Here is a 23,593-nt window from a genome sequence, read left to right as displayed (position 1 = left end):
AGCTAAGAAATATGTGGATTCCTGTTTTGTTTGTCATTGCATTTGCCACATATTTCTTATATCTCATTCGAGATACATATCAGCATAATTTTTCTAGATTAGCACCGCTTACCATTTCTGAAAAGAAAATTATTCTCAATAATTTTCCGGTTTACAAAAAACTATCCAATCAGCAAAAACAGAAATTTGAATATCGTCTGCTTCGGTTTCGAAGAGATAAGCAATTTATCTTTCATGGGATAACCCCAAGACAAGAAGATATGGCTTTGCTATTAAGCGCTACGGCCACAATTTTAACGCTAGGTTTTAAAAGGTATAAAATTCCTGCAATAGAGCGCTTAATTATTTATCCAAATCAATATTTTTCTAAACTAAACCGCCGGAACCATATAGGAGAATATAACCCGGGATTAAAAACTATTGTTTTTTCTGCAGCACACGTAAAACAAGGTTTTGAAATTCCTAACGACAATAAAAACTTAGGGGTTCATGAGTTTGCACATGCCTTAAGTTTTAATGCTATTTTAGAACGAAATTTTGAAAACAGAAATTTTCGTAAGCAGATGGATTTGTTAGCTGCTGTATATGATTCCGTGCTATTTCAACAGAAATTTGAAGAGAGCTCATATTTTAGAGCCTATAGCAAAGCAAATATTCAAGAATTTTTTGCTGTGGCCGTAGAAAATTATGTAGAAACACCTTTAGAATTTAGACAAGAATTTCCTGAAATTTATTTGATCTTAAGAAAGATGTTGAATTTTGATTTTCATAAGCCTTTTGAAGTGTAGTTAAAAGAACATTCGAAAGCTAAAGTTTGGGGTAATCCCTAACGAAACACTTTCGATGGTTTCTATTTCATCTTGGTCATTCAATCGGTAATATCTATTCAAAATATTTTTATGGTCTAACAAATTTAATAGCGATGTGCCAACCGATGCTTTTATATTTCGATTAATTTTAAAATCATAAATAGCAGATGCATCTACTCTTAGGTATTCTGGTAATCTACTGTTATTAGCGTCTTCGTAATTTATAGTACTCGGAAAAACAAAGGTGTTTATAGGGTTGCCGTCTTCTTGTGGCTTCGTATACGGCCTTCCTGTTCTGTAATTAAGACCAAGACCTAATTTTAGATTCTGATAGGTATAAGTGCTTGCAAAAGTGATAGTGTGTCTAATGTCTAAATTATTAGGAAATGTAGTGGGACTTAACAAATCAAATGTGTAATCATTTTTATTATACGTATAGGTCAACCAGTTACTAAGGTTTTTTGTTTTTTGGTTAATTAAAAATTCAAATCCCCTAGCGGCATATTCCCCAATTTCTCCATTAAATTGATCTTCATTCTGAAAACCTTGTGTGGTAGTGCTAATGCCATTTACATATTTATAAAACCCTTCTAAGCCAATATAGATTTTGTTTTTGTCATAATTTAAGCCCAAGGAAACTTGTTTACTTCGGGTAATAGGTAAATCTTCTTCATTAGATAAAACCCATCTTCTTTTTTCAATTCCTAGAAAATTTTGTTTCAAATCAATGATTTGGTTTGTGGTCTGATTCTTAAACTCACCTTGCAGCTCAACCTTAAAATTACGGGCTACTTTATAGTTTACGTTTAAACGTGGTTCTAGAATGAGTTTTTCAAAGGTTGCTAAATTTTCAATGTAGTTTGCACGTACACCCGCTCTAGCCCAAAGTTTTTCATTTTCAGAGGCGTAGGTAAGTTCTGAAAATAAAGCGTGCGTTCTAATAACCCCTTTTACATTACTTCGGAACGGGGGTTGCGTTACATTCGTTAAGTTTATAATGCCTACTTCTTTAAACTCGTATCCATTTTCCCAAGCTAATAGCTCAGAGAAATTGTAGTTAGACTCTAGCTGAACGGCAGTTTCTAAAACTTCGTTATTTTGAAGTAATTGTTGGTCGTTTTCAGAAGTAAAATTTTCTGAATCTAGATGATAAGAAGTGTAATAAGCATTTAATTGCGTGGAGAAATTAGAACTCCATGTGCTTTTTAGGTAACCGCCTATAGAAAAGTTAGTCTGCATTAATTTACTATTGGTCGTTTCTGTAGTATTGGTGTTTAATGCGGTGTATTCTAATAAGTTATTTATGGCGATAAAACTGACACGCGCTTTATGTTTCTGGGAAATGTCATATAATAATTTCCCCGTAAAATCATAAAAATAGAAGTCTTCATGTCTAACGATATTTTCCTGGTTAGGTTCATTGCCTCTAATTTCGGTGTCTTGAAAAGCTCTTTCGTAAAACTGGTTGTATGTAGGTGTATTTAAAAGATCTGTAATGGAGCGTCTCCCTGAAAACTGAAATGCTAGATTCTCTTTGAGGGGGATTTGTCCGTAAGCATCACCACTTAATAGGTTAATTCCTGCGCCACCATATAGTTCGTTGGTAATGGTGTTCTTTGTGCGCATATCTAAAATACTACTTACGCCATCTCCAAAAGCAGCACTTGAACCGTTTTTTATAAGTGTAACTTTATCTGTTAGGTACGGGTTAAAAGCAGATATCAAGCCAAAGAAATGCCCGGATTGATACATTTTTATACCTTCCCAAAGTATCAAATTTTGGTCGTTAGTACCGCCGCGAACATTAATATCAGAAACCGTTTCATCTATACTCTTTATTCCGGGTAGTGCTTGTATGGTTTGTAAAACATCTGGCTCTATTAGACCTGGGAGAATCCCGAAATCATCAGTGTTCAAAACAATACTCGCGTCATCTTGTTTTTCTAATCCAGTGGTTAAAAATTTATAGATAATAACTTCTTCTAATTGTTGAATATTTTGAGCCAACAAAAGGGTCTTGCAAACTTCGCGGTATTCTAGTTCTTCTGCCTTAATGAATAAGGGTTTGAAACCAACATGTCTAATTTCAATAATGGATGCCTTAGGAATGTTGTTTAAATAGAAATTTCCGCTGTCGTCAGTAATGGTAGAAATGCCTTGTTCTAAAACTTTAATGCTCGCATTACGCAAGGTGTTTTGCTCAAAATTATCTAAAACTTTAGCGCAAATAGAAAGCATACTTTTAGAAATAGTATAGTATCGGGCATCTATTTTTTTTAAATCTAAAGGTGTTTCTGTTTCAATGTACTGAATGGCAGCCTCCAGCTCATTAAATTCTTGAGAATGAATTAAAATGCTATTAATAGTGTTATCTGCAAATGAAAATTTTACAGAAAAGTTTTTTTCTATTTGATTTAAATAGCTTCTAAGTGAAATCTGTGTAGCCTTATCTTCTTGCCCTGAAATACTTAAGGAAGAGAAGAATACTACAGCAATTAAAAAGAGAGTTAAGGTACTATTCTGCGTTTTTAGCATGTAAAATCACTTTATTCCCTTCTAGTGCATATGTTATGTTATTTGGAACACAAATACTTTTTAATGCTGAGTCTATATTTTTATTAGTGAACGTTCCTGTGAATAAAGTATTCGTATCTATAGTATTTGATATAATGCTAATGTTGTATTGGCGTTCTAATTCTGCTAAAACAAAAGTTAATGGAATACTTGTAAAGGTACTTTCGTTGTCAATCCAAGAAGGTTTATTTGTTTTAGGTGCTTCTGTTGAAATAATCTGATCATTTAGAACTAGGAATGAAGTTCCTGCGGGTAATTTTATAGTTTCATTTTTATGAGTAACACTTACTAAACCTTCAAAACAAGTGACTTTAAAATAGTTAGGTCTGTTTGTAATGTTAAATTGTGTTCCTAATACTTGAATGGTTCCTGCAGAAGTTTCTACTGTAAATTTTTTCCCTTTGGCAACTTTAAAATAAGCTTCTCCGTTAAGGGTAAGATGCCTCTTTTTATCCCAATTCTTTATGCTGTATTCTATTTTTGAATCGGCATTTAAAACAACCTCTGAAGCATCAGGTAATGTAATAAGTTCTGTTTGTGCTAGGGCTGTTTCTATCTGCTCATTCGTATTTATAAAGAAATAGGCTCCAGCAATGAAAAGCACAATAGCTGCAGCAATACTTGTAAATTTCTTAAAAGGATTAAGCTTTATAACTTTCCCTTTAGAAGTAGTGCGTCCTAGTTTACTTTCTGCCAATGCTTTTTCAACATCAAATTCAGGAGCTTCTAGGGTACTAGATACACTTGCTATTTTTTTATACGCAGTATACTCGTCAGACTTTTCAAAGGCTTCGAGTTCCGTGTCCGATAATTCATTATTGAGCCATTTGGCTAAGTAATTCTCTTGCATAATTTATGCTTTATATTCTTATAACAGTTAGTGAGGTAAAAACCCTACTTATTTTTTTTATTTTCTATCAACTATCAACTATCAACTATCAACTATCAACCAAAATTATATTCCGTCAATTTTTTCTCGTAATGATTTTAGTGCTAGATGCATTCTTTTTTCAATGGCTTTTAAACTCACACCTTCCATTTCTGCAATTTCTTTGTATCTTTTTCCATCAATCCTATTCAATAAAAAGGTGCTGCGTTGGTTTTCTGGTAAATCTGATAAGGCGTGCTCAAGCTTTATTTTAAATTCTTTTTCTTCAAGGAGAAATTCAGGAGACTCGTGGGTAACTTCTAAAGTTTCTTTAGCATGTTTGAAGCGTACTTTTTCTGCTTTAATGACATTCAAATACAAATTATTGGCAACCGTATATACAAACGATTTTGCTTTTTCTGGAGCTACCTTTTTGCAATTTTCCCAAAGTTTTATAAAAGCTTCTTGTACAACGTCATAGGCTTTCTCTTCATTCCCATATTTATAATATATGTAGTTAAAGACCGTTTTAGAATTGGTTTTAAATAACTCATTATAAACTTGCTCCTCACAAACGTTTTGTTTTGGTGTATCCATCAATCAATTATCAAAAAGTATTTTTCAAAGGTATTTTAAAAATAATTAAAAGTTTTGGTAGGGTTTTTTAAACGTGAGTTGTTTTAATGGTATAATAACAGAAAACCAAATCATTATGAAAAAGGTATTTAAAAATTTTGCATTTATAGGCCTATTGGTAAGTGCATTATTTATTTCTTCTTGTCAAGAAGAATTTGAAGAGCTTCCAGATTCTGAAGAACAGTCAACAATTACAGCAAGTTCTAGCACTGCTAAGTTAATTACAGATACGTCTGCGAAAGATGGTTCGTATGATAATATTGTAGATGGCTCTAGTTGTTTAGCGGTTCAATTTCCATATAGCGTTATGGTAAATGGCTTAGAATTAACGATAGATTCTATCGAAGATTTAAAATTAATTGAAACTATTTTTGATCAATTAGAAGATGATAGTGACCTTCTTACTATTGTATTTCCTATAAAAATTACCTTATCAGATTATACCGAAATTGAAATTTCAAATGCAGATGCTTTGCGAGAATTAGCAAATGACTGTATTGAGAATGGTGCTGATGATGATATAGAATGTATTGATTTTGTATATCCATTAACCTTTTTTACCTATGATACGAATAGCCAGCAAACAGGAAGTGTTGCCGTAGAAAGTGATAAAGAGTTGAGGTTTTTCTTCAATGATTTAGGTGATAATGATGTGGTAAGTTTAAATTTCCCTGTTTCCCTAAAACTATATGATGAAACAATAATCACTGTAAATTCTAATGAAGAGTTAGCCTTAGCTTTAAGTAATGCTAAAGATTCTTGTGATGAAGATGATGATGACGATTATAATGATGATGATTTTAGTAAGGAAGAATTAGATGCTTATTTAGTAGACTGTGGCTTTTTAGTAAAAGAAGTAAAGAGATACAATCAATATCAAACAGAACAATATTTTGCGTATACCATGAATTTTACAGCAGATGGTACTGTAGAAGTATATAATAGTGTAGGGAACATTTTTGAAGGTACTTGGAGCACTAGTGCCAATGATGATGGAGTTTTCTTGAACTTAGAATTTTATGAGCTTGTAGATTTTTCTCTAGAATGGTCTGTGTATGAATTGGAAGCGGGTAGAATAAAGCTTTTTGAAAGTGATGGCGATAGAATTATCCTTAAAAAAGATTGTGAGTTACCTGATAACAACTCAAATGACGAGTTGGAAGTTTTATTAGAAGAATGTAAATGGAAGTTTGCTGTTCCTAGTAGTTCAAGTATTGGATTATATACAATCAAGTTTTTAGAAAACGGAGCTGTAAAGTTTGTAGACGAAAACGGAGATTTATTTGAGATAGATACCTATGCCACTTGGGCAATAGTTAATAATTCTATCGTGTTTTACAATGTAAATCAAGAGTTGATTGCTGAAAGATGGAAAGTTTTAGCGAGTTCTAACACACAATTAAGTATAGAAATTTACAACGAAACCGAGTTAATATACGAAAATGTGTTGCTAAGAGATTGTGAGGATCTCAGTACAGTTTGTGAAGAGGCATATATTTATGATGTCATACAATCTTGTAGATGGACAGTTTCAAATCTTGATGGTACTTTCTTTGATGCGCTAGATATTGATTTTTCTAATGAGAATATTCATGTGTATAATACCAGTGAAGTAGTGGTTGAAGAAGGGAATTGGGAGCTATCTGGTGCTGTCTTGAAATTTAATAACCTGACTATGGCCTTAGCTAATTATGAAGGCGAATGGACTGTAATAGAATGTGCAGATAATTTATTTAAAATAAAAAGAGGAGAAGAAACACTTCTTTTAACCAAAACATGTAACTAAGAATTTAGGTTTCAGATTTGAAAATGGGCAGCTGTAAAAAAGCTGCCTTTTTTTTGTGCATATATTTTTTCAATCTAACTTCAGACTTCCCATTGTTATTATTAAATTTGCAACACTTGATAATTAAGGTAATACTATGTTTGATAATTTAAGCGAAAAGTTAGATAAAGCACTTCATGTTCTAAAAGGGCATGGTCAAATCACAGAAATTAATGTTGCAGAAACTTTAAAAGAGGTTCGACGAGCTTTACTAGATGCTGATGTCAATTTTAAAATAGCGAAAGATTTTACCAATACGGTAAAGGAAAAAGCGCTAGGTCAAGACGTTTTAACAGCGTTGCAGCCAGGCCAGTTAATGGTAAAGTTGGTAAAGGATGAGCTTACTGAGTTAATGGGGGGTGATGTTGAAGGAATTAATTTATCTGGAGACCCTTCTGTAATATTAATGTCTGGTTTGCAGGGTTCTGGAAAAACTACTTTTTCTGGGAAACTTGCGAGTTATCTAAAAACTAAAAAAACTAAAAAGCCATTATTAGTAGCTTGTGATGTTTACCGCCCTGCGGCAGTTGATCAGTTGCTTGTAGTAGGAGACCAAATAGGTGTTGAGGTGTTTTCTGACCGAGGGAATACAGATCCTGTGGCAATTTCAAAAGCAGGTATCGCATATGCAAAAGCAAATGGTCATAATGTAGTGATCATTGATACTGCTGGTCGTTTAGCTGTAGATGAAGAAATGATGAATGAAATTGCTAACATTCACAAAGCAATTCAGCCTCAAGAAACCTTGTTTGTAGTAGATGCTATGACAGGGCAAGATGCAGTAAATACAGCAAAGGCCTTCAATGATATATTAAATTTTGATGGGGTTATCCTTACTAAATTAGATGGAGATACTCGTGGTGGTGCTGCTATTTCTATTAAGTCTGTTGTAAATAAACCAATTAAATTTATTGGTACGGGTGAGAAAATGGATGCTATTGATGTATTCTATCCTGCACGTATGGCAGAACGTATCTTGGGTATGGGTGATGTTGTATCACTGGTAGAAAGAGCGCAAGAGCAGTTTGATGAAGAAGAGAGTCGTAAAATTCAAAAGAAAATTGCTAAAAATCAGTTTGGTTTTGATGACTTTTTAAGTCAGATTCAGCAAATTAAGAAAATGGGTAGCATTAAAGACCTTATGGGGATGATTCCTGGTGCAGGAAAAGCATTAAAAGGTCTAGATATAGATGATGATGCTTTTAAGCATGTAGAAGCTATTATTCATTCTATGACGCCATTTGAAAGAGCAACGCCTGCAAAATTAGATGCGAGTAGAAAAAAACGTATTGCTAAAGGTAGTGGAAGATCTATTCAAGAAATAAACCAATTGTTAAAGCAGTTTGATCAGATGAGTAAAATGATGAAAATGATGCAAGGTGGTGGCGGTAAGAAGATGATGCAAATGATGGGTGCTATGAAAGGCATGCAATAACAATAGACAACTTAAGATAACTACTTAATAAACGAAGTAACCCATACCATGGAAATATTAGACGGGAAAAAAGTATCCAACGAAATAAAAGAAGAGATTGCAATTCAGGTTGCTAAAATGCGCGAAAAAGGGGAGAAGGTACCTCATTTAGCGGCGATATTAGTGGGTAGTGATGGTGCAAGTTTAACTTATGTTGGTAGTAAAGTTAGGTCTTGTGAAAAAGTTGGTTTTGAATCTACTTTGGTTAGAATGCCAAGTACAACATCAGAACTAGAGCTTTTAAATAAGATTGAAGAATTAAATAAAAACGAGGATATAGATGGGTTTATCGTACAATTGCCATTACCTCCACAAATAGATACTCAAAAGGTATTGTTGGCTGTAGATCCAGATAAAGACGTAGATGGTTTTCATCCTATGAATTTTGGTAAAATGGCTTTAGATATGAGTACGTTTATTCCGGCAACTCCTTTTGGAATATTAGAGCTTTTAGAACGTTATAATGTAGATACTAAAGGGAAGCATACCGTAGTTATTGGTAGGAGTCATATTGTAGGGAGACCTATGAGTATTTTAATGGGAAGAAAAGGGTGGCCAGGAAATTCAACGGTAACTTTAACACACAGCCATACGAAGAACATTACTCAAATTATTTCTCAAGCAGATATTGTAATTTCTGCATTAGGAGTTCCTAAATTCTTGAAAGCAGAAATGATTAAAGACGATGCGGTAATTATAGATGTGGGTATTACAAGGGTCGCAGATGATTCTTATGAAAAAGGATACTATATTACAGGAGATGTAGATTTTGAGAATGTAAGTAAAAAAGCGAGTTTCATTACTCCTGTTCCAGGTGGGGTGGGGCCTATGACGATTGCAATGCTTCTTAAAAATACGTTGTTGGCGCGCGATCGTCATAGAAGTAGAAAATAAATCAGAAGGTATTTTGTTAGCTATTGAGGTTTAATCTTAGGCCTCAATAGTTTTTACTAACGTATAAAAATTAATGCCATATAGCCTAGAGCCTTTTTTTGAAGTGTCACGTGATCTGCTTTGTATAGCGGGGTACGATGGGTATTTTAAGAAAATAAATCCGGCATTAATAAATCTCTTAGAGTATTCAAAAGAAGAATTACTTTCTAGGAAAATAAGTGATTTTATTTACGAGGAAGATCGGTTAAGGACAGCTTCAAATAGAAAAAATTTAAAAAAGAGCCTTCCGTTACTGAATTTCGAGAACAGGTATGTGAGCAAATCGGGCAACATCATTTGGTTGGATTGGACAGCAATACCGCTGCCAGATGAGCGCTTAATTTACGCCATAGCAAAAAATATCACCTACAAGAAAAAATTAGAATCAGAACGAGCAGTGCACTTACTCTCTTTAGATAAAAAGAATAAAAACCTTAAAAATCTAAACTTTAAAACCTCCCACGACTTAAGATCTCCCGTTAACAACCTACTTACCTTATGTAATATTTTAGATGTAAGTAAAATTACGGATCCAGAAACGCTTCAGGTTTTTGATCTGATAAGTAGATCAACAGAAGGTCTTAAAGACTCTTTAAATAATTATGTAGATTCATTGACAGAAACAGAGCAGCTAGAATCTTCTCGTGAATTAATTTCACTTTCAAAAATAGCACGCATAGTTCAGTCTTCAATTAGTGCATTGATTCATGACTCAAAAGCTAAAATAGTAACCAATTTTTCAGCTTTTGATGAGCTCTTGTTTAATAGAAATTTTATGGAGAGTATTTATCTGAATTTAATTACAAATTCCATTAAATATGCTAGGCCTGATGTTTTTCCTGTACTAAATATTGAATCTAGAATTGTAGCGGGTAAACAAACAGTAGTCTTTTCGGATAATGGACTAGGTTTTAATATGGATGAAGTAGAGGGTAAGATTTTTAATCTTAACCAACGCTTTCATTCAACAAAAGACAGTAAAGGAGTTGGTTTGTATTTGGTGCATAGCCATATTACGGAAATGGGAGGGGAAATAGCCGTGACCAGTGCTGTAAATGTAGGTACAACGTTTACAATTACTTTTAAGTAGGTCTTATTTAGCAAACAATTGTTTCATGTCTTTAAAGGCTTTAAACTCTAAAGCATTACCTGCAGGATCTAAGAAAAACATGGTTGCTTGTTCTCCAACCAAACCTTGAAATCTTATATAGGGTTCAATGATAAATTTCACTCCTTTTGTTCTTAATTCTTCAGAAAAACTTTGGAAGACCTCCCATGGTAAAACAACGCCATAGTGAGGAACAGGAACATCGTGGCCATCAACAGGATTGTGGTGCATTTCTTCCTTGGTAGTTTTTGGTTTGTAGTGGATCACTAATTGATGTCCGAATAAATTAAAATCTACCCATTGGTCACTGCTACGACCTTCTTCACAATTTAATACATCACGATAAAACGTTCTACATTCTGCTAGGTTATGCACGGGTATTGCAATGTGAAAAGGAGTAACTGCTGACATAATTTTTTATTTTAAAAATAGTATTTTATTCCGATTTAAGAAATGTAAGAATCTCATTATTTACTTCTTCTTGATGCAAAGAATGCCCTAAGCCTTGCGTTTTTATTAACCTGCTGTTTTTCCAATTTTTATGGATGCGTTCTGCGGCACTGTAAGGGGCTATTTTATCAAACTCATCATGTATAATTAATCCTTTTTTAGTAATGTTTCTAGAAAATTCAGCAATAGAAAACTCGTCAATTGTAAAATTAAAATTATGTTTAAAGTAATTGTTTAGACTATTCTTTACAACGGAGTTGAATTTTAATAAATTTTGGTAGTCATCTACAATTTCAGAAAGCTCGGAGGGCGAACCAAGAGAAATAAACTTTTGAATGGAGTTATCTGGGTGCTTATATTGATTATACATCATGGTCATTCCCCCCATGGAGTGGCCAATAATATATTTTGGATTATGAGTAGCGATAATTTTTTCCGTACAAAGTGTGTATAAAGGCACATTAAGAATGCTTCCAGATGAATAACCTTGCCCTGGTGCATCAAATGCGATAATATCATAATCTTCTTTTTGTAAAAAAGCAATTAAATTCCTCCAGCGATATACGTTACTTTCCCAACCATGAAGCAATAATACTGTTTCTTTAGAGCCCTTCCATTTGTAGGTTTGCAGATCAACCCCTTCAGTTGAAATGGTTTCGCTTTTTGCGTGGTCAAGAAATTCTTTCTGATGCTCTAAGACTCGTCCTTTTCGGGGGGAGCAAAATAGTTTGAATGCTTTTTTAGCGGCTTTCTCCTTTGATACTAAAGCAACAGAGTTAAAATAGCTACCGTAAAATAAAGGGATATATTTATTGAGTATTTTTTTCATTATAAATCTTCTCTATGAACTTTTGTGAAATCAAAAGCAGGTAGGCAGATGGCTAGATATTCACATTCTTGCTCAAACGGATTAGCATATTGAACACGTGTGTTCTTTTCTATTTTTATAGACTGTCCGGCTTCTAAAATAATAGTCTCGTTGTCAATACTGAATTGTTTTTTCCCTTTGATGATATACGTGTACTCATCAAATTCTGGTGTTTGAAAAGGTTCACTCCATCCTGGAGGAGCAATCATGTGTGCAACGCTCAACTGGTCGCCACCTTTGCTTGTTTTACCAAAATGTTCTTCTATTCTTTTACCGTCGGTAGTAGGTACTATAAAAGGCGATTTTTGAATGGTATATTTTTTCATCATCATAAATAATTTGATTTATTACTTTACCAAAACTTTCATTTTTAAAAGCCATTTTTTTTAAAAAAATCAGGGAATTAATAAACAAGTTCAAGCCCCATGATTTGTTGTAAGTATTTAGTTAAGTATCTCGAATTTAGATAAATCATCATTAGACTTTATATAATTTACTGGTTTTCCTGTTTTCAGTTTTTTTAAATTCAGTACTTTATTGGTAACGGAGACTATTTTAAATTCTGGTTCGCCATTGCTGTAAATAGTATCGTTAGAAAGTTTAAACCCAAATTTCATCCCCATACCTACCTTGTATTCTATATAGTTTGTTTCATTATCAAAAACTAAATAAAAGTCTTGAACTGTTGTAGCGGTTTTTGATTGTTTTAAGTCCGTTTCCGTATATATTGTTTCGCTAGAGGTTCCTTCTTGAATGTTCATTATATCATAATCATTTTTTTGCTCTCTAATTTCAGAATGCTTCCAGGTCCCATACAATAATTCAGAATTGGAAGGTTTACAAGAATTAGCAAGTAGTATAGCAAAGAAAAACGTAAGGATGATCTTCATTTTTTTTTTTTTTAATTGGTTGTGGCGGTTTAGCTATTGTAATGTTAATACACGAAAATTGTTTTAGTTTCCGTCTGAGTAAGCAGTAAATGCCTTATTTCCAAGGTTCTCAACTGCTTGTTTAAATTCTAAAGTTTCCTACTTTGGTATTTTAAATATTTTAGTATGTAAGTCATTTTTTAAATGCCACATAATTTATTTATAAAAGTAATTATAGCCTATCTATTTATTATTCCCAGGCAAGCATCATATATTTGATTTTTGCTGCATCAGGAATCTGTACTTCTTCAATATTTGCACTAGAATCATACCGAAGGCTAGAGGGTAATTCCTGTTTGTCTATGGTAAAATACAATCCAGAATCTTTAAGTAAAATTACCACATTATTCATGGACGTAATGATTTTTTTTATGCTGTATTTCTCTTTAATATCTTTAAAAGTACTCATGGTAGAAATACCTTTGTCTGTAACATAACGAGGATCGTAGATTCTAATATTTTCTATTTTAGGAATACTATCTCTTGTAGGAGTTAGCGATAAAAGTTGCTTACCACCTTTTTCATAGATGTCTATCTTATTGTAGATAAAATTAGATTTTATAGTGTTTGTGGTGTCAATAACATCATCATTTAATATCTCATTTTTTAACCCTAATTGTAATTTTATATTAGGAATACCATCTTCGGCCACAATTGAATCTTCCGCATAAATTGTTTCAAGATCGGTTATCTTGGTGTCTTTGGTAAGTTGACCAATAACTCCGGTGCCGATTTTAAATTTGGTATCAAGAGATTCGCAGTTTAAGAATAATAAAGAAGTTGCTGTGAAAGCAAGAGATAATATTTTTTTCATTCGTAAGATTGAATTATTTTTTTAAATGATTTTTGTTTTAACGCATTACTTTTTTTAGGACGCCTAAAACTCCTCGTATAAATGTAGCACTCGTGAGTACTTTTATTATGGGGTTTTGTCTCGTACTTGTTCTGCTTCTTGAAGTAGATCGTGTAGTTTTGGGCTTTTCTTTCTCTTCTTCTGCAAGGGCTTCTGCCTTTTCTATTTTCTCATTTAGAAGCTCATAAGCACTTTCGCGGTCAATAATATCTTCATATTTCTTTACCAATTTAGATTTTTTAACAAGCACATTCAATTCTTCGTCTGTTAAAATATCCATACGGCTCATAGGAGCTCTTAGCATAGTAGCAGCTAGAGGTGTAGGGCGTCCTTTTTCATCTAATGCAGAGATTAATGCTTCTCCTATTCCTAAAGAAGTTAATATTTCTTTGGTATCGTAATATTCAGATTCAGGATAATTTTCGGCAGTAAGTTTAATGGCTTTTCTATCTCTTGCTGTGAAGGCTCTTAAAGCATGCTGTACTTTTAGACCTAATTGAGCTAAAACATCATTGGGTACATCTGTAGGGTTTTGTGTGACAAAGTAAATTCCGATTCCTTTAGAACGGATAAGTTTTACAATATTTTCTATCTGGTTGATAAGTGCTTTTGATGCCTCGTCAAAAATTAAATGGGCTTCATCAATAAACAACACTAATTCAGGTTTGTCACTATCGCCTTGCTCAGGGAAAGTACTATATATTTCGGCCAATAAACTCAACATAAAAGTTGAAAATAATTTTGGTCGATCTTGGATATCTGTTAATCGTAAGATGTTAATATAGCCGTTTCCATTTTCGTCAATTCGGGTTAAATCATTAACGTCAAATGATTTTTCACCAAAGAAAAGCTCGGCACCTTGCTGTTCTAATTCTATAACTTTTCGGAGAATAGTACCTGTTGAGCTGGTGCTTATACGTCCGTAATTTTCTTTAAATTCTTCTTTACCGCCGTCGGTAGCATACTGAAGTACTTTTTTAAAATCTTTTAAATCTAAAAGAGGTAATTTGTTATCATCGCAATATTTAAAAATTACAGCAACAATACCTTCTTGTGTTTCAGAAAGGTCTAGAATTCTAGAAAGTAGAATTGGGCCAAATTCAGAAACAGTTGCTCGTAGTTTTACACCGTCTTGCTCAGAAAGCGATAAGATTTCAACAGGAAAACCTTTAGCTGTAAATGGGATACCAATTTTAGCATGGCGTTCATCAATTTTTGCATGCCCAGGACTTGGTTGTGCTAAGCCACTCAAATCTCCTTTTAAATCCATAAGCATAACAGGAATGCCTTTTTCTGAAAGATTTTCAGCGAGAACTTGAAGTGTTTTTGTCTTTCCAGTACCGGTTGCGCCTGCAATTAAACCATGTCTGTTTAAGGTTTTTAAAGGTATTTTAACAAAAGCATTGGTTACGGTTTCTCCTTCTAAAATAGCAGATCCCATAGTTATAAATTCCCCTTTTGTTTTGTAGCCTTCCTCTATGTAGGAGAGGAATTCGTCTTTGGTACTCATTGAAGTTAATTTTGTATAAAAATAAGGGTTTTTTCGGCAACTTTGAAAATGTAATCTTTCTTAGATCTCTGTAAGGACAAATTTGGCTGTTATGCGCTAATTTCAGAAGTAAAATGTATCTTTGCAGGATGGTAGATAATGATGTGTTGGCATTGGTCAATAAAGGCGAAATGTTGCCTTTAATGGAAGAGTTTTATACAATTCAGGGAGAAGGTTTTCATAAAGGCACCGCTGCTTATTTTATTCGTGTGGGTGGTTGTGATGTTGGCTGCCACTGGTGTGATGTAAAAGAAAGCTGGAATGCAGATACGCACCCGCCAACAGCTACGGAAACTATTATTTCTAATGCAGCAAAATATTCTGATACCATTGTTATAACAGGTGGAGAGCCACTAACTTGGGATATGGGACCTTTAACAAAGGGTCTAAAAGCAAGAAATCTTCAGACGCATATTGAAACTTCCGGTGCGTATCCGCTATCTGGGGAGTGGGATTGGATTTGCCTTTCTCCCAAGAAAAATAAATTGCCAGAAGGAAGAATATACGATGAAGCACATGAATTAAAAATGATCATTTTTAATAAGCATGACTTTATCTTCGCAGAAGAACAAGCTGCCAAAACGAATAAAGATTGTATTTTGTATTTACAACCAGAATGGAGTGTTCGTGACAAAATGGTGCCACTTATTGTAGATTATGTGATGAAAAATCCAAAGTGGAAAGTTTCTTTACAAACGCATAAGTATTTAAATATCCCTTAAAATAGCGTGAAGTTTAGCTATTAAAAAAAAAGTCCAAAAAATCTATTAAAACAGATCTTTTGGACTTTTTTTTATGTTAGACTATCTTCCGCCATTGGCCTTTAAATCTAATAAACATTCGGTGTCAAGTTCTGGAACTTGCCCGTTTTTTGCAGTAATCATTTTGCTCATTGCGGCTCCAAACTCTAGTTCAGCAAGCATTAAACAACCCTCTTGGTTACAGTGTTGACTTGGTGTTTCTATGCCATCTTCATTTGTAAAAGTACCTTCATGTGGGTTCACCATTTCGGTGCCAATATTTACCAAACCAAGTAAATGCCCAAGTTCATGATGTAAGGTTGCAGTTTCAACAGTAGCAATGTCTACACGAAATGATTTGTTTGCTAAATCTATGATTGTAGATTCATAAATAACTAAAGACGTATTTCTAAACGCAGCTCCTAAAGTTACCAAATCTTCTTCAGGTTCATCCTCATCAGAAGGGGCATCAGAAAAATAGATAAAAAGAGCTAAAGTGTCGTCTGTATTGTAGGCTGTTCTTTCTTCTTGGATAATATCATCTACTTCATTTATCGTTAGATTCTCTTTTCCAGAAGAGCTTAATTCTAAGTATTGAATCTCAACGCTTTCTTTAAAAGTAGTCTCTTTAATAAACTCAATGAAATCGTCAATAGCTGTTTCATCTGGTTTAAATCCAGTTACATAGCCTATTTCGATTAAAAGTTTATCAAAATTTGTGTTGGATAAAAAATCATTAGCAGAGTCTCCCGTGCTTTGTAAATTTGGGATTTTATTCACCGTTTCGTTTGGATCTGTGGATCCAGAATTTTCGGTGTCTGTACTTGTACTTTTAGAGCAATTAACAAAAATAAATAAGGCTAATAAAAGAACAACGGGGAAACTTTTTTTCATAACGTCATGTATCAAATTATATCATCGATCAACTAAAATAACGTATTTACAAAAAAACTATTGTTATTTTAAGGTAAGTTTAGCTAAATAATCAAAATGTTCGCCGTCTTTTATAAGCTCACATTTAAAATTATTAGCAACGGCAGCTCTTTGTAATGTGTTGTAATCTAGGTATAACCAGTTAAAAGAATCGCTTTTTTTAGATTTGTATTCCATTACAAACGATACTTCTCCATAATATTCAACATCTGGAATCCAATAGCCGCCATCTTCATCTTCGTCAAACATATATAAAAGATCGGTTGAGTCTAATAGGATTTGACCATTTGGATTTAGGAATGTTTTTAATTGCGTAAAAAATTTATTAACCTGATTTAACTTACCAGCTAAACCTATACCATTCATTAAAAGAAGGAGTGTGTCAAACTTTTTACCTTGATACTCAAAAAGATTAATACACAAAGTATTTTTAATGCCTCTTGCTTTGCAAACTTCTATGGCGCCATTAGAAGCGTCTAAAGCAGTTACATTTTTGCCATTTTCTTGCAGGTACAGACTATGGCTTCCTGCACCACAACCAATATCTAAAATAGCCCCTTTAGCAAGTTGTAATGCTTTTTTTTCTAAAGAAGGCATTTCTTTATAGGAGCGGAATAAATAGGGAATAGGGATTATATCTTCCTCATCCAATGATGAATAGGTTTTAATATCTGTAGTGTAGTTTCCATTTTGAAAATCTAAAACAGCTTCGCCTAAAATATCAGTTTGCATTTAATTTGTAATTTGCAGCAAAATTCAGCATTTTAACCCATTAACAAAAATAAAACACGACCAGATGAAACTAATAAAAAATATTTCAGCAATTTTTCTATTGATTACCTTATCAAGCTGCGGACAAGAAGCTACTTTTCAAGAAGATGTGTTGACGTATATTAAGAGTAATGGAACTGCAAAGCAGTACAATTATGCGTATGATGAATTATTGAAGATGTTAGGGAACCAGTTTCCGAAAACAGAAGAAAACGCAACAGGTTGGGATTATTTGGAAGCGAATAAAGAAAAGCATGTGAATGAAATACTGATGCAATTAGCTCCAGTATATGAGAAAAATTTTACACACGAGGAAATAAAAAAAATGAATTTATTTTATACTTCTGATGCAGGGAAACAGTTGGTAGCTGATGGAGCAAAATTAACGGAAGCACAAAAAAAAGAGGTAAATGATTTTTACGGAACAGAAACGGGTAAAACAATCATGGAAAAGCAACCCATTCTTGCAACTGAAATTGCTAAGGTTTCAGAGGGGTGGAGTAGAGACCTGTATGAAACAGCTTTAAGCATGTTAAAATAATGAAAGAATTTATTGCGCAACTCCCGAAGCTTGCAAAAGACAAGCAGAATGAGAATAAAAAATTCTTTGCTAAGCTAAAGAAGAAAACACCTAAAAATTTGGATTACCTCATGCAAGAGTTGCATGAAAACGAATTTGAACGTACAGATTGTTTGGAATGTGCCAACTGTTGTAAAACTACGGGTCCGTTATTTACAAATGCAGATGTTGAACGTATTTCAAAACATTTCAGGCAAAAACCACAGCAATTTATAGATCAATACTTGCGCATAGATGACGAGAATGATTATGTGTTACAACAGGTGCCGTGTACCTTTTTAGGGGCAGATAATTACTGTTCTATTTATGATGTACGGCCAAAAGCATGTAGGGAATTCCCACATACAGATCGTAAAAAGTTTCAGCAAATTAGTAATTTGACGATTAAAAATGTAGCTATATGCCCAGCAGCATATAATATCGTAGAGGAAATGAAGAAGCGTATTGGGTAAGTGTCTGTTAGCGCTCTTTTCGGTTTAATTTTATATATTTAAACAGATGGAAGCACTTATACATTACTTTGAAACGATACCTTCTTTGCACCGATCACTACTTTTAGTTGGTGGAATTTCATTTTTTTGGTTCTTAGAAGGCGCTATTCCTTTAGTATTTTTTAAGTATAAAAAGTGGAAACATGCCTTGCCAAACTTGTTCTTTACAGTAACAACAGTTCTCATAAATCTTGCATTAGCTTTTCTGTTATTAAAAACTAGTGACTGGACGGTAAAAGCCAATTTTGGCATTATTAATTGGCTTCCATTACCTTTCTGGGCCTATGTTGTTTTAGGGGTGTTGCTATTAGATTTTTTTGGTGCTTACTTAGCGCATTATACGGAGCATAAGGTAAAATTGTTATGGAGGATACATTTGGTGCATCACACAGATCACCATGTAGATGCCACTACAGCAAACAGGCATCATCCCTTTGAAAGTATTATTCGTTTTGTATTTACATTGTTTGGTGTTGTATTGGTTGGTGCACCAATTGGTGTTGTTATGTTATATCAATCAGTATCCTTAATAGCTACACAATTTACCCATGCAAATATAAAATTACCTAAAAAAGTAGATGAGATATTGAGTTGGGTATTGGTGTCACCAGATATGCATAAGGTACACCATCATTATATGTTGCCTTATACAGATGCTAACTACGGAAATATATTTTCTATTTGGGATCGCATTTTTGGCACTTTTATGACCTATGATCGGGATGCTATTGTGTACGGTGTAGATACATTTCCTGATGAAGAGGAAAACGGAACTATAAAATCACTCTTAAAGCAACCTTTTCATAGCTATAGAAAGCCAACTACTCTCGAAAGGTAATTTAATATTTTAAGAATAGTATGTGGTTAGGATTTGTACGGGTTTCCGAAATTTGATAATCATGAGATCCCACAATTTTAAATCCACTTTTTTTATAGAAGCGAATGGCTTTTTCATTTTCTGTCCATACATAAAGCCATAGACCTAATTGGTTTTCTTTTTTTGATAATTCAACGTTATGATTGAATAGTGCAGTTCCTAAATTTTGACCATGAAATTCTTGTAACAGATAGATTCGGTCCAATTTAGTGATGTGTTTTTCAGGAATATTTGGGTGCGTTTGGTTAAACGCAATTTTAGAGTACCCAGCCACAAAGTCATTACTATAGATTAAATAATAAATGTTGTCAGGATTATTTAGCTCATCAAAAAAAGCAGCTTCCGTATAATATTTAGCTGTAAAAGCAGCTATATCTTTTTCAGGGGCACTTTTACCATGGGTTTGTAAAAATGCTTCTTTTCCAATTTCCGATAGCAATTTGCTATCTTCAATAGTAGCTTTAATAATTTTCATTAACTGGCTCTTATTTTTTATTTATTAATTGACTGCCAAAATACAACATAGATAGATTAATTAGGATACATAAAAATAATCCTGATAAAAAACCAGTTACAAATCCTGCAATACTTAGTGTCGCGATAAAGTATAATAGATATCCAAGACCAAATTTTAATAAGCGCTCATTGGAACTCATATTCGGGGTGAAATTGACAATGAATAAAGGGATGAGTATACTGAGTAGTACCATGGCAAACCGGCTGTTAAAGTTAGCCTGTGAATCTATAGTCATGAAGCCTAATAATGCAACTAATAGCAGATTCGCAAGTGTAAAAAATAAAAAATCGATAAATTTAGTAGCTATGTTAGGGGATTGATTTTGGTTTCTAGCTAACATTCCTTCTAGATTTAACTCTAGTGTGTTGCATATTAAAGACAGTGTTTTTCCACGAGGATTATTCTCATTATTTTCAATACGCTGAAGTGTTCTTAAACTAATTTTAGATTGTTCAGCAAGTTCTTCTTGAGATAAACCTTTTATTTTTCTTGTTTCAATAATTTTATTTGCAATTGAATTCATAACTGGGTTTAATTTTTATTAAAAATAACCAATTAATTACACTGCATTACTGTCGTTCCAACGACATTTTTATGACTTTTAGATTTGACGGTAATTAATATTGTCAAATACTAAGACGTGTTCTTAAGTCTTCTAAGTGTTAAAAAATGTGATGTATAAATAAGAGGGACAATAAAGGCAGGCAAGAATACAAATGGAAATTTCGTGAGCGCTATATTCGGTTGTTTAAAAGCAAATAGTTGAAAAGGTAATGGTGCGGATAAAATGGCAATTAGCACGATGATAGATAGAAAAATAATACCGATAATATTCCAAAAATACAGAATTTTATTGCTATGGAATGGCTTCTTAGAATACATCGATAATAAGATAATTAAGGCAGATATCCCCATAAAAATATCAAAATTATACCCAAGAAAAGTCATGAGTTTGGGTATTTGATTTTTAAAATATAGTTGCAGTAAGCAAATTTCTATAGGTAGCCTTAAGCTGTGCAAGAGCAGAATCATTGTAGTATTGGCTTTCTTTGTCTTAAGTGTTTTCAATACGTATATGCTAAAAAAAATACTACCAATCAGAACAAAGAAAAATCGCGGCGGAGTTGTTGCTGTGTTTTCAAAATAACCATAAAAGGATAATATACCGATACTACTAAGCCAAAAGATGCTGATGATTAAAACCTTTTTGATTTTACCTGTACCTAAATAAAACAGTAGTAAAGATAAAAGGGTAATTGTAATAAAGACCATTTCAATCATTATACGTTTTCAAGAGATTTTTTGAGCAATTGTAAACCTTGTTCGTTGGTTTTTTCCATTTTAGATTTCACGCCAAAAAGCCACATAAAAAAAGCATCCATTAATCCAGATTCGAGCTGAAAATTTTGCGTTACCAATGTACCTTCGTTGGTTGTTTTAAATGAATAATCAAAAATAGGTTTTGCTACAAAAGGTTTCTGTATATCGCAAATCATTTTAATAGATTTATTTTCTGCGATGCTTACAATTTCTTGTAATCCAAGGTCCTTACCTTTGTTGCCTTCCCAATGGTATTTTGCGCCGATAGTTCCATCAATGCCAGTGATCTTATATTTCTGATTTGGATCTTGTGCCAGAAAAGGAGACCATTTGGGGAAATTATTCAAATATTGAACCATATCAAATACCTCTTCTTTTGATTTCTGTATGGTGATTGATTTTGTAATTTCAATGGATTTGAGCTGCTGTGCATTATAAAATCCGTAAATAACAAAAATGGTAAGAGCAATACTAATTAGTACAATAGTCATCTTTTTATTCATTTAGTGTATAGGTTAATAATGAAACAAAGATGTGTTTGATAAAAATAATAAATCTTGCCATAGGACAAGAAAAGCTATTCGCTCGAAATTTCTTTACGAATTCTACTAAGTGAGGTATCTGTAATGCCAAGATAAGTGGCAATATGTTTTAAAGAAACATTCTGGATGATAAGAGGGTTTTCTTTTAATAAATTCTCGTAACGCTCTTTTGCCTGATCTGCAATCATGGAGATATTATGACTTTTTAAATTAAAATAGCTTTTGACAAGAGTAGTTCGCCCTTGTTCTCTGAAACCTTCTATGCTATGAAAAAGTTGCTGAAAAGTTTCAAAATCTAATTGCCAGCAAACACAATCCGTAAGTGCTTGAATATTTTCTCGAGTAGGGTTTCTTAAAAAAAAGGATGGCCAATCAATAACAATATCACCAGCAGAATAGAAATTGGTAGTAATATCATTCCCTTTAATATCTAACACAAAAGAACGAATAAAACCACTTTCTACAAACCAATACTCATTGGCTGCTTTGCCTTGTTCTAGGAGAAATGAATTTTTTTTAAATGCTTTTTGTTTAAATTTTGGGAGTATAGCCTCTAATTCTTCTTTGTTAAAGTCATTAGAATTAAAGATGTTATTTAGAAAATGAGGGTTTGGTTTCTGATGCATAACTAAAAGCTACAAGGTTGGTGTATTTAAAATTATTATAAAACTTTATGACAGTACCTAAATCAAATCTAGGCTTCAATTATACATCAAATATTTCCCTCTAATTTTCTTAAAGTTTGCTATATCAGCTTGCCATGTTTCTCTAATTTCAGCGGCCTTCATCCCTGCTTCAATTTGTTTTTGCAACTTCTCAGTTCCGGCATGTTTGGTAAATCCGCTGGTTAAGAAAAATAGGCTTTTGTCCTTTGTGTGGGTATAGGCATCAATAATCCACTGAAGATCTACCATCTTTAAGTCTGAGGTGTCTATTGTTGTTAAATCAGTGCCAAAACAAACTTCTCCCTTGTGTTTTGGGTATTTAGCACCAAAATTGGCAACGGGAGTGTAAGAGAAGGAATAATGTGATTGGTCTAGAAAAGGAGCGCCGTAACGTTGAAACTGAAATTCTGTTCCTCGTCCTGCATTTACATCAGTGCCTTCAAAAAGTCCCAAACTAGGGTATAATTTTATAGATAGGTCATTGGGTAGATTAGGCGAAGGTCTAATAGGTAAGCTATAAAAGTATTCGTGAGAATAATGATCCATCGGTATCACTGTTAAGTCTGCTTTTACTTCATTTTTCAGCCAGCTTTCTTTATTAATCATTTGCGCATATTCACCAATGGTCATTCCGTATACCAATGGTATTTGGGTCATTCCTAAGAAGCTAGTATGTTTGGCTTCCATGGTAGGGCCATCAATATAATGAGCATTAGGGTTGGGCCTATCTAGAACGATAATAGGAATATTGTTTTCAGCGCAAGCTTCCATAACCAATTGTAAGGTCGCGATATACGTATAGAATCGCACGCCAACATCTTGAATATCAAATAACATTAAATCGATGTTTTCTAATTGCTCTTTCGATGGTTTCCGGTTTTTACCATATAAAGAAACAAGTGGTAAACCGGTCTTTTTATCCAAACCGTCTTTTACATGCTCCCCAGCATCTACTTCACCTCTAAATCCATGTTCAGGAGCAAATACTTTGGCAATAGATATATTTAAAGCGACTAAAGAATCTACAACATGAGTATGCCCCTTTTTATTAAAAATTACGCTGGTTTGGTTGGCAACTATAGCTATATTTTTTCCTTTCAATAGCGGTAAGTAAGTTTTTGTTTTATTGGCAGCAATTACTAAGGGCGTATCTATTGCTTTTTCAATTTTTATATTTACGGTTTCATTGGTATTAATTGTAGCCTTCTTTGTCTTTCCACAAGAAGAAAACACTAAAACCAATAATAAAAATGTATTTTTGAGACAAGGAAAAAGCATCAT

The 23,593-nt window shown here is 33.4% G+C and carries 25 protein-coding genes; 9 read left to right on the top strand and 16 right to left on the bottom strand.

Features of this window, described 5'->3' with window-relative positions; all coding sequences use genetic code 11:
• The first annotated feature begins 11 nt into the window (after positions 1-11).
• Positions 12-788: a zinc-dependent peptidase gene (locus tag GQR94_RS03500; RefSeq protein WP_158974190.1), complete on the top strand. Its 777-nt coding sequence runs from the start codon at positions 12-14 to the stop codon at positions 786-788.
• Here the strand turns inward: GQR94_RS03500 and GQR94_RS03495 are convergent, their stop codons facing one another.
• The 3 genes from GQR94_RS03495 to GQR94_RS03485 form a co-directional block, all read right to left on the bottom strand.
• Positions 789-3,344, bottom strand: coding sequence for a carboxypeptidase-like regulatory domain-containing protein (locus GQR94_RS03495; protein ID WP_158974189.1), 2,556 nt, complete (start codon positions 3,342-3,344; stop codon positions 789-791).
• Positions 3,325-4,233 carry a FecR family protein gene (locus GQR94_RS03490; protein ID WP_158974188.1) on the bottom strand — a complete coding sequence of 303 codons (909 nt, stop codon included), beginning with the start codon at positions 4,231-4,233 and terminating at the stop codon, positions 3,325-3,327. Before GQR94_RS03490 ends, GQR94_RS03495 begins: the two co-directional genes overlap by 20 nt.
• A 105-nt stretch (positions 4,234-4,338) precedes the next feature.
• The gene (locus GQR94_RS03485; protein ID WP_158974187.1) at positions 4,339-4,848 is read right to left on the bottom strand and encodes an RNA polymerase sigma factor; all 510 of its coding nucleotides are present in this window, start codon (positions 4,846-4,848) and stop codon (positions 4,339-4,341) included.
• Positions 4,849-4,963: 115 nt separating this feature from the next.
• On the opposite strand from GQR94_RS03485, the gene GQR94_RS03480 reads away from it, so the two are divergent.
• The 4 genes from GQR94_RS03480 (at position 4,964) to GQR94_RS03465 (ending at position 10,209) form a co-directional block, all read left to right on the top strand.
• Entirely contained in the window at positions 4,964-6,673 is a 1,710-nt protein-coding gene (locus tag GQR94_RS03480) for a hypothetical protein (RefSeq protein WP_158974186.1), read from the top strand.
• A 136-nt stretch (positions 6,674-6,809) separates the two neighbouring features.
• The gene (gene ffh / locus GQR94_RS03475; RefSeq protein WP_158974185.1) at positions 6,810-8,147 is read left to right on the top strand and encodes a signal recognition particle protein; all 1,338 of its coding nucleotides are present in this window, start codon (positions 6,810-6,812) and stop codon (positions 8,145-8,147) included.
• Between the two features lie 48 nt (positions 8,148-8,195).
• Positions 8,196-9,080, top strand: coding sequence for a bifunctional 5,10-methylenetetrahydrofolate dehydrogenase/5,10-methenyltetrahydrofolate cyclohydrolase (locus tag GQR94_RS03470; protein WP_158974184.1), 885 nt, complete (start codon positions 8,196-8,198; stop codon positions 9,078-9,080).
• 73 nt (positions 9,081-9,153) lie between these two features.
• Positions 9,154-10,209 carry a PAS domain-containing sensor histidine kinase gene (locus tag GQR94_RS03465; protein ID WP_158974183.1) on the top strand — a complete coding sequence of 352 codons (1,056 nt, stop codon included), beginning with the start codon at positions 9,154-9,156 and terminating at the stop codon, positions 10,207-10,209.
• A gap of 3 nt (positions 10,210-10,212) precedes the next feature.
• Here the strand turns inward: GQR94_RS03465 and GQR94_RS03460 are convergent, their stop codons facing one another.
• From GQR94_RS03460 to GQR94_RS03435, 6 genes are all read right to left on the bottom strand, one after another.
• Positions 10,213-10,638, bottom strand: coding sequence for a VOC family protein (locus tag GQR94_RS03460; protein WP_158974182.1), 426 nt, complete (start codon positions 10,636-10,638; stop codon positions 10,213-10,215).
• Between the two features lie 25 nt (positions 10,639-10,663).
• On the bottom strand, positions 10,664-11,506 hold the full coding sequence (locus GQR94_RS03455) for an alpha/beta fold hydrolase (protein WP_158974181.1): 843 nt from the start codon (positions 11,504-11,506) through the stop codon (positions 10,664-10,666).
• Entirely contained in the window at positions 11,506-11,877 is a 372-nt protein-coding gene (locus GQR94_RS03450) for a cupin domain-containing protein (RefSeq protein ID WP_158974180.1), read from the bottom strand. Before GQR94_RS03450 ends, GQR94_RS03455 begins: the two co-directional genes overlap by 1 nt.
• Before the next feature lie 111 nt (positions 11,878-11,988).
• Positions 11,989-12,435: a hypothetical protein gene (locus GQR94_RS03445; protein ID WP_158974179.1), complete on the bottom strand. Its 447-nt coding sequence runs from the start codon at positions 12,433-12,435 to the stop codon at positions 11,989-11,991.
• Positions 12,436-12,664: 229 nt separating this feature from the next.
• Complete coding sequence (locus GQR94_RS03440; RefSeq protein ID WP_158974178.1) at positions 12,665-13,288, bottom strand: hypothetical protein; 624 nt, start codon at positions 13,286-13,288, stop codon at positions 12,665-12,667.
• A gap of 37 nt (positions 13,289-13,325) precedes the next feature.
• Complete coding sequence (locus tag GQR94_RS03435) at positions 13,326-14,837, bottom strand: helicase HerA-like domain-containing protein (RefSeq protein WP_158974177.1); 1,512 nt, start codon at positions 14,835-14,837, stop codon at positions 13,326-13,328.
• Between the two features lie 128 nt (positions 14,838-14,965).
• Between GQR94_RS03435 and GQR94_RS03430 the strand changes: the two genes are divergently transcribed.
• Positions 14,966-15,598: a 7-carboxy-7-deazaguanine synthase QueE gene (locus GQR94_RS03430; RefSeq protein ID WP_158974176.1), complete on the top strand. Its 633-nt coding sequence runs from the start codon at positions 14,966-14,968 to the stop codon at positions 15,596-15,598.
• An 81-nt stretch (positions 15,599-15,679) separates the two neighbouring features.
• Here the strand turns inward: GQR94_RS03430 and GQR94_RS03425 are convergent, their stop codons facing one another.
• Both GQR94_RS03425 and GQR94_RS03420 read right to left on the bottom strand, forming a co-directional pair.
• Positions 15,680-16,510, bottom strand: coding sequence for a hypothetical protein (locus GQR94_RS03425; RefSeq protein WP_158974175.1), 831 nt, complete (start codon positions 16,508-16,510; stop codon positions 15,680-15,682).
• 63 nt (positions 16,511-16,573) lie between these two features.
• The gene (locus GQR94_RS03420) at positions 16,574-17,281 is read right to left on the bottom strand and encodes a bifunctional 2-polyprenyl-6-hydroxyphenol methylase/3-demethylubiquinol 3-O-methyltransferase UbiG (RefSeq protein ID WP_158974174.1); all 708 of its coding nucleotides are present in this window, start codon (positions 17,279-17,281) and stop codon (positions 16,574-16,576) included.
• Between the two features lie 64 nt (positions 17,282-17,345).
• On the opposite strand from GQR94_RS03420, the gene GQR94_RS03415 reads away from it, so the two are divergent.
• The 3 genes from GQR94_RS03415 to GQR94_RS03405 are packed head-to-tail and all read left to right on the top strand — an operon-like array spanning position 17,346 to position 19,229.
• Complete coding sequence (locus GQR94_RS03415) at positions 17,346-17,861, top strand: DUF2059 domain-containing protein (protein WP_158974173.1); 516 nt, start codon at positions 17,346-17,348, stop codon at positions 17,859-17,861.
• Positions 17,861-18,352, top strand: a complete 492-nt coding sequence (locus tag GQR94_RS03410; protein ID WP_158974172.1) for a YkgJ family cysteine cluster protein — start codon at positions 17,861-17,863, stop codon at positions 18,350-18,352. Before GQR94_RS03415 ends, GQR94_RS03410 begins: the two co-directional genes overlap by 1 nt.
• Before the next feature lie 46 nt (positions 18,353-18,398).
• Positions 18,399-19,229, top strand: coding sequence for a sterol desaturase family protein (locus GQR94_RS03405; RefSeq protein ID WP_158974171.1), 831 nt, complete (start codon positions 18,399-18,401; stop codon positions 19,227-19,229).
• A gap of 1 nt (position 19,230) precedes the next feature.
• On the opposite strand, the gene GQR94_RS03400 is transcribed toward GQR94_RS03405, so the two are convergent.
• The 5 genes from GQR94_RS03400 to GQR94_RS03380 form a co-directional block, all read right to left on the bottom strand.
• Entirely contained in the window at positions 19,231-19,743 is a 513-nt protein-coding gene (locus tag GQR94_RS03400) for a GNAT family N-acetyltransferase (protein ID WP_158974170.1), read from the bottom strand.
• 10 nt (positions 19,744-19,753) lie between these two features.
• The gene (locus tag GQR94_RS03395) at positions 19,754-20,308 is read right to left on the bottom strand and encodes a helix-turn-helix domain-containing protein (RefSeq protein WP_158974169.1); all 555 of its coding nucleotides are present in this window, start codon (positions 20,306-20,308) and stop codon (positions 19,754-19,756) included.
• A 757-nt stretch (positions 20,309-21,065) separates the two neighbouring features.
• Positions 21,066-21,596 carry an SRPBCC family protein gene (locus GQR94_RS03390; protein WP_158974168.1) on the bottom strand — a complete coding sequence of 177 codons (531 nt, stop codon included), beginning with the start codon at positions 21,594-21,596 and terminating at the stop codon, positions 21,066-21,068.
• Between the two features lie 86 nt (positions 21,597-21,682).
• On the bottom strand, positions 21,683-22,273 hold the full coding sequence (locus GQR94_RS03385; protein WP_158974167.1) for a Crp/Fnr family transcriptional regulator: 591 nt from the start codon (positions 22,271-22,273) through the stop codon (positions 21,683-21,685).
• 75 nt (positions 22,274-22,348) lie between these two features.
• A complete protein-coding gene (locus GQR94_RS03380; RefSeq protein ID WP_370458271.1) occupies positions 22,349-23,593 on the bottom strand; it encodes an exo-beta-N-acetylmuramidase NamZ domain-containing protein in 1,245 nt (414 codons plus the stop codon).

The organism is Cellulophaga sp. L1A9 (assembly GCF_009797025.1).
In the GTDB taxonomy this organism is placed as follows: domain Bacteria; phylum Bacteroidota; class Bacteroidia; order Flavobacteriales; family Flavobacteriaceae; genus Cellulophaga.
The sequence above is the reverse complement of the archived record's forward strand: the minus strand, read 5'-3'. Positions and strand labels throughout refer to the sequence as shown.

Bases quoted from the DNA above. Each gene is read 5' to 3' on its own strand.
- GQR94_RS03500 (WP_158974190.1), top strand. From the start codon at position 12: ATGTGGATTCCTGTTTTGTTTGTCATTGCATTTGCCACATATTTCTTA.
- GQR94_RS03495 (WP_158974189.1), bottom strand. From the start codon at position 3,344: ATGCTAAAAACGCAGAATAGTACCTTAACTCTCTTTTTAATTGCTGTA.
- GQR94_RS03490 (WP_158974188.1), bottom strand. From the start codon at position 4,233: ATGCAAGAGAATTACTTAGCCAAATGGCTCAATAATGAATTATCGGAC.
- GQR94_RS03485 (WP_158974187.1), bottom strand. From the start codon at position 4,848: ATGGATACACCAAAACAAAACGTTTGTGAGGAGCAAGTTTATAATGAG.
- GQR94_RS03480 (WP_158974186.1), top strand. From the start codon at position 4,964: ATGAAAAAGGTATTTAAAAATTTTGCATTTATAGGCCTATTGGTAAGT.
- ffh (WP_158974185.1), top strand. From the start codon at position 6,810: ATGTTTGATAATTTAAGCGAAAAGTTAGATAAAGCACTTCATGTTCTA.
- GQR94_RS03470 (WP_158974184.1), top strand. From the start codon at position 8,196: ATGGAAATATTAGACGGGAAAAAAGTATCCAACGAAATAAAAGAAGAG.
- GQR94_RS03465 (WP_158974183.1), top strand. From the start codon at position 9,154: ATGCCATATAGCCTAGAGCCTTTTTTTGAAGTGTCACGTGATCTGCTT.
- GQR94_RS03460 (WP_158974182.1), bottom strand. From the start codon at position 10,638: ATGTCAGCAGTTACTCCTTTTCACATTGCAATACCCGTGCATAACCTA.
- GQR94_RS03455 (WP_158974181.1), bottom strand. From the start codon at position 11,506: ATGAAAAAAATACTCAATAAATATATCCCTTTATTTTACGGTAGCTAT.
- GQR94_RS03450 (WP_158974180.1), bottom strand. From the start codon at position 11,877: ATGATGATGAAAAAATATACCATTCAAAAATCGCCTTTTATAGTACCT.
- GQR94_RS03445 (WP_158974179.1), bottom strand. From the start codon at position 12,435: ATGAAGATCATCCTTACGTTTTTCTTTGCTATACTACTTGCTAATTCT.
- GQR94_RS03440 (WP_158974178.1), bottom strand. From the start codon at position 13,288: ATGAAAAAAATATTATCTCTTGCTTTCACAGCAACTTCTTTATTATTC.
- GQR94_RS03435 (WP_158974177.1), bottom strand. From the start codon at position 14,837: ATGAGTACCAAAGACGAATTCCTCTCCTACATAGAGGAAGGCTACAAA.
- GQR94_RS03430 (WP_158974176.1), top strand. From the start codon at position 14,966: ATGGTAGATAATGATGTGTTGGCATTGGTCAATAAAGGCGAAATGTTG.
- GQR94_RS03425 (WP_158974175.1), bottom strand. From the start codon at position 16,510: ATGAAAAAAAGTTTCCCCGTTGTTCTTTTATTAGCCTTATTTATTTTT.
- GQR94_RS03420 (WP_158974174.1), bottom strand. From the start codon at position 17,281: ATGCAAACTGATATTTTAGGCGAAGCTGTTTTAGATTTTCAAAATGGA.
- GQR94_RS03415 (WP_158974173.1), top strand. From the start codon at position 17,346: ATGAAACTAATAAAAAATATTTCAGCAATTTTTCTATTGATTACCTTA.
- GQR94_RS03410 (WP_158974172.1), top strand. From the start codon at position 17,861: ATGAAAGAATTTATTGCGCAACTCCCGAAGCTTGCAAAAGACAAGCAG.
- GQR94_RS03405 (WP_158974171.1), top strand. From the start codon at position 18,399: ATGGAAGCACTTATACATTACTTTGAAACGATACCTTCTTTGCACCGA.
- GQR94_RS03400 (WP_158974170.1), bottom strand. From the start codon at position 19,743: ATGAAAATTATTAAAGCTACTATTGAAGATAGCAAATTGCTATCGGAA.
- GQR94_RS03395 (WP_158974169.1), bottom strand. From the start codon at position 20,308: ATGAATTCAATTGCAAATAAAATTATTGAAACAAGAAAAATAAAAGGT.
- GQR94_RS03390 (WP_158974168.1), bottom strand. From the start codon at position 21,596: ATGACTATTGTACTAATTAGTATTGCTCTTACCATTTTTGTTATTTAC.
- GQR94_RS03385 (WP_158974167.1), bottom strand. From the start codon at position 22,273: ATGCATCAGAAACCAAACCCTCATTTTCTAAATAACATCTTTAATTCT.
- GQR94_RS03380 (WP_370458271.1), bottom strand. From the start codon at position 23,593: ATGATGCTTTTTCCTTGTCTCAAAAATACATTTTTATTATTGGTTTTA.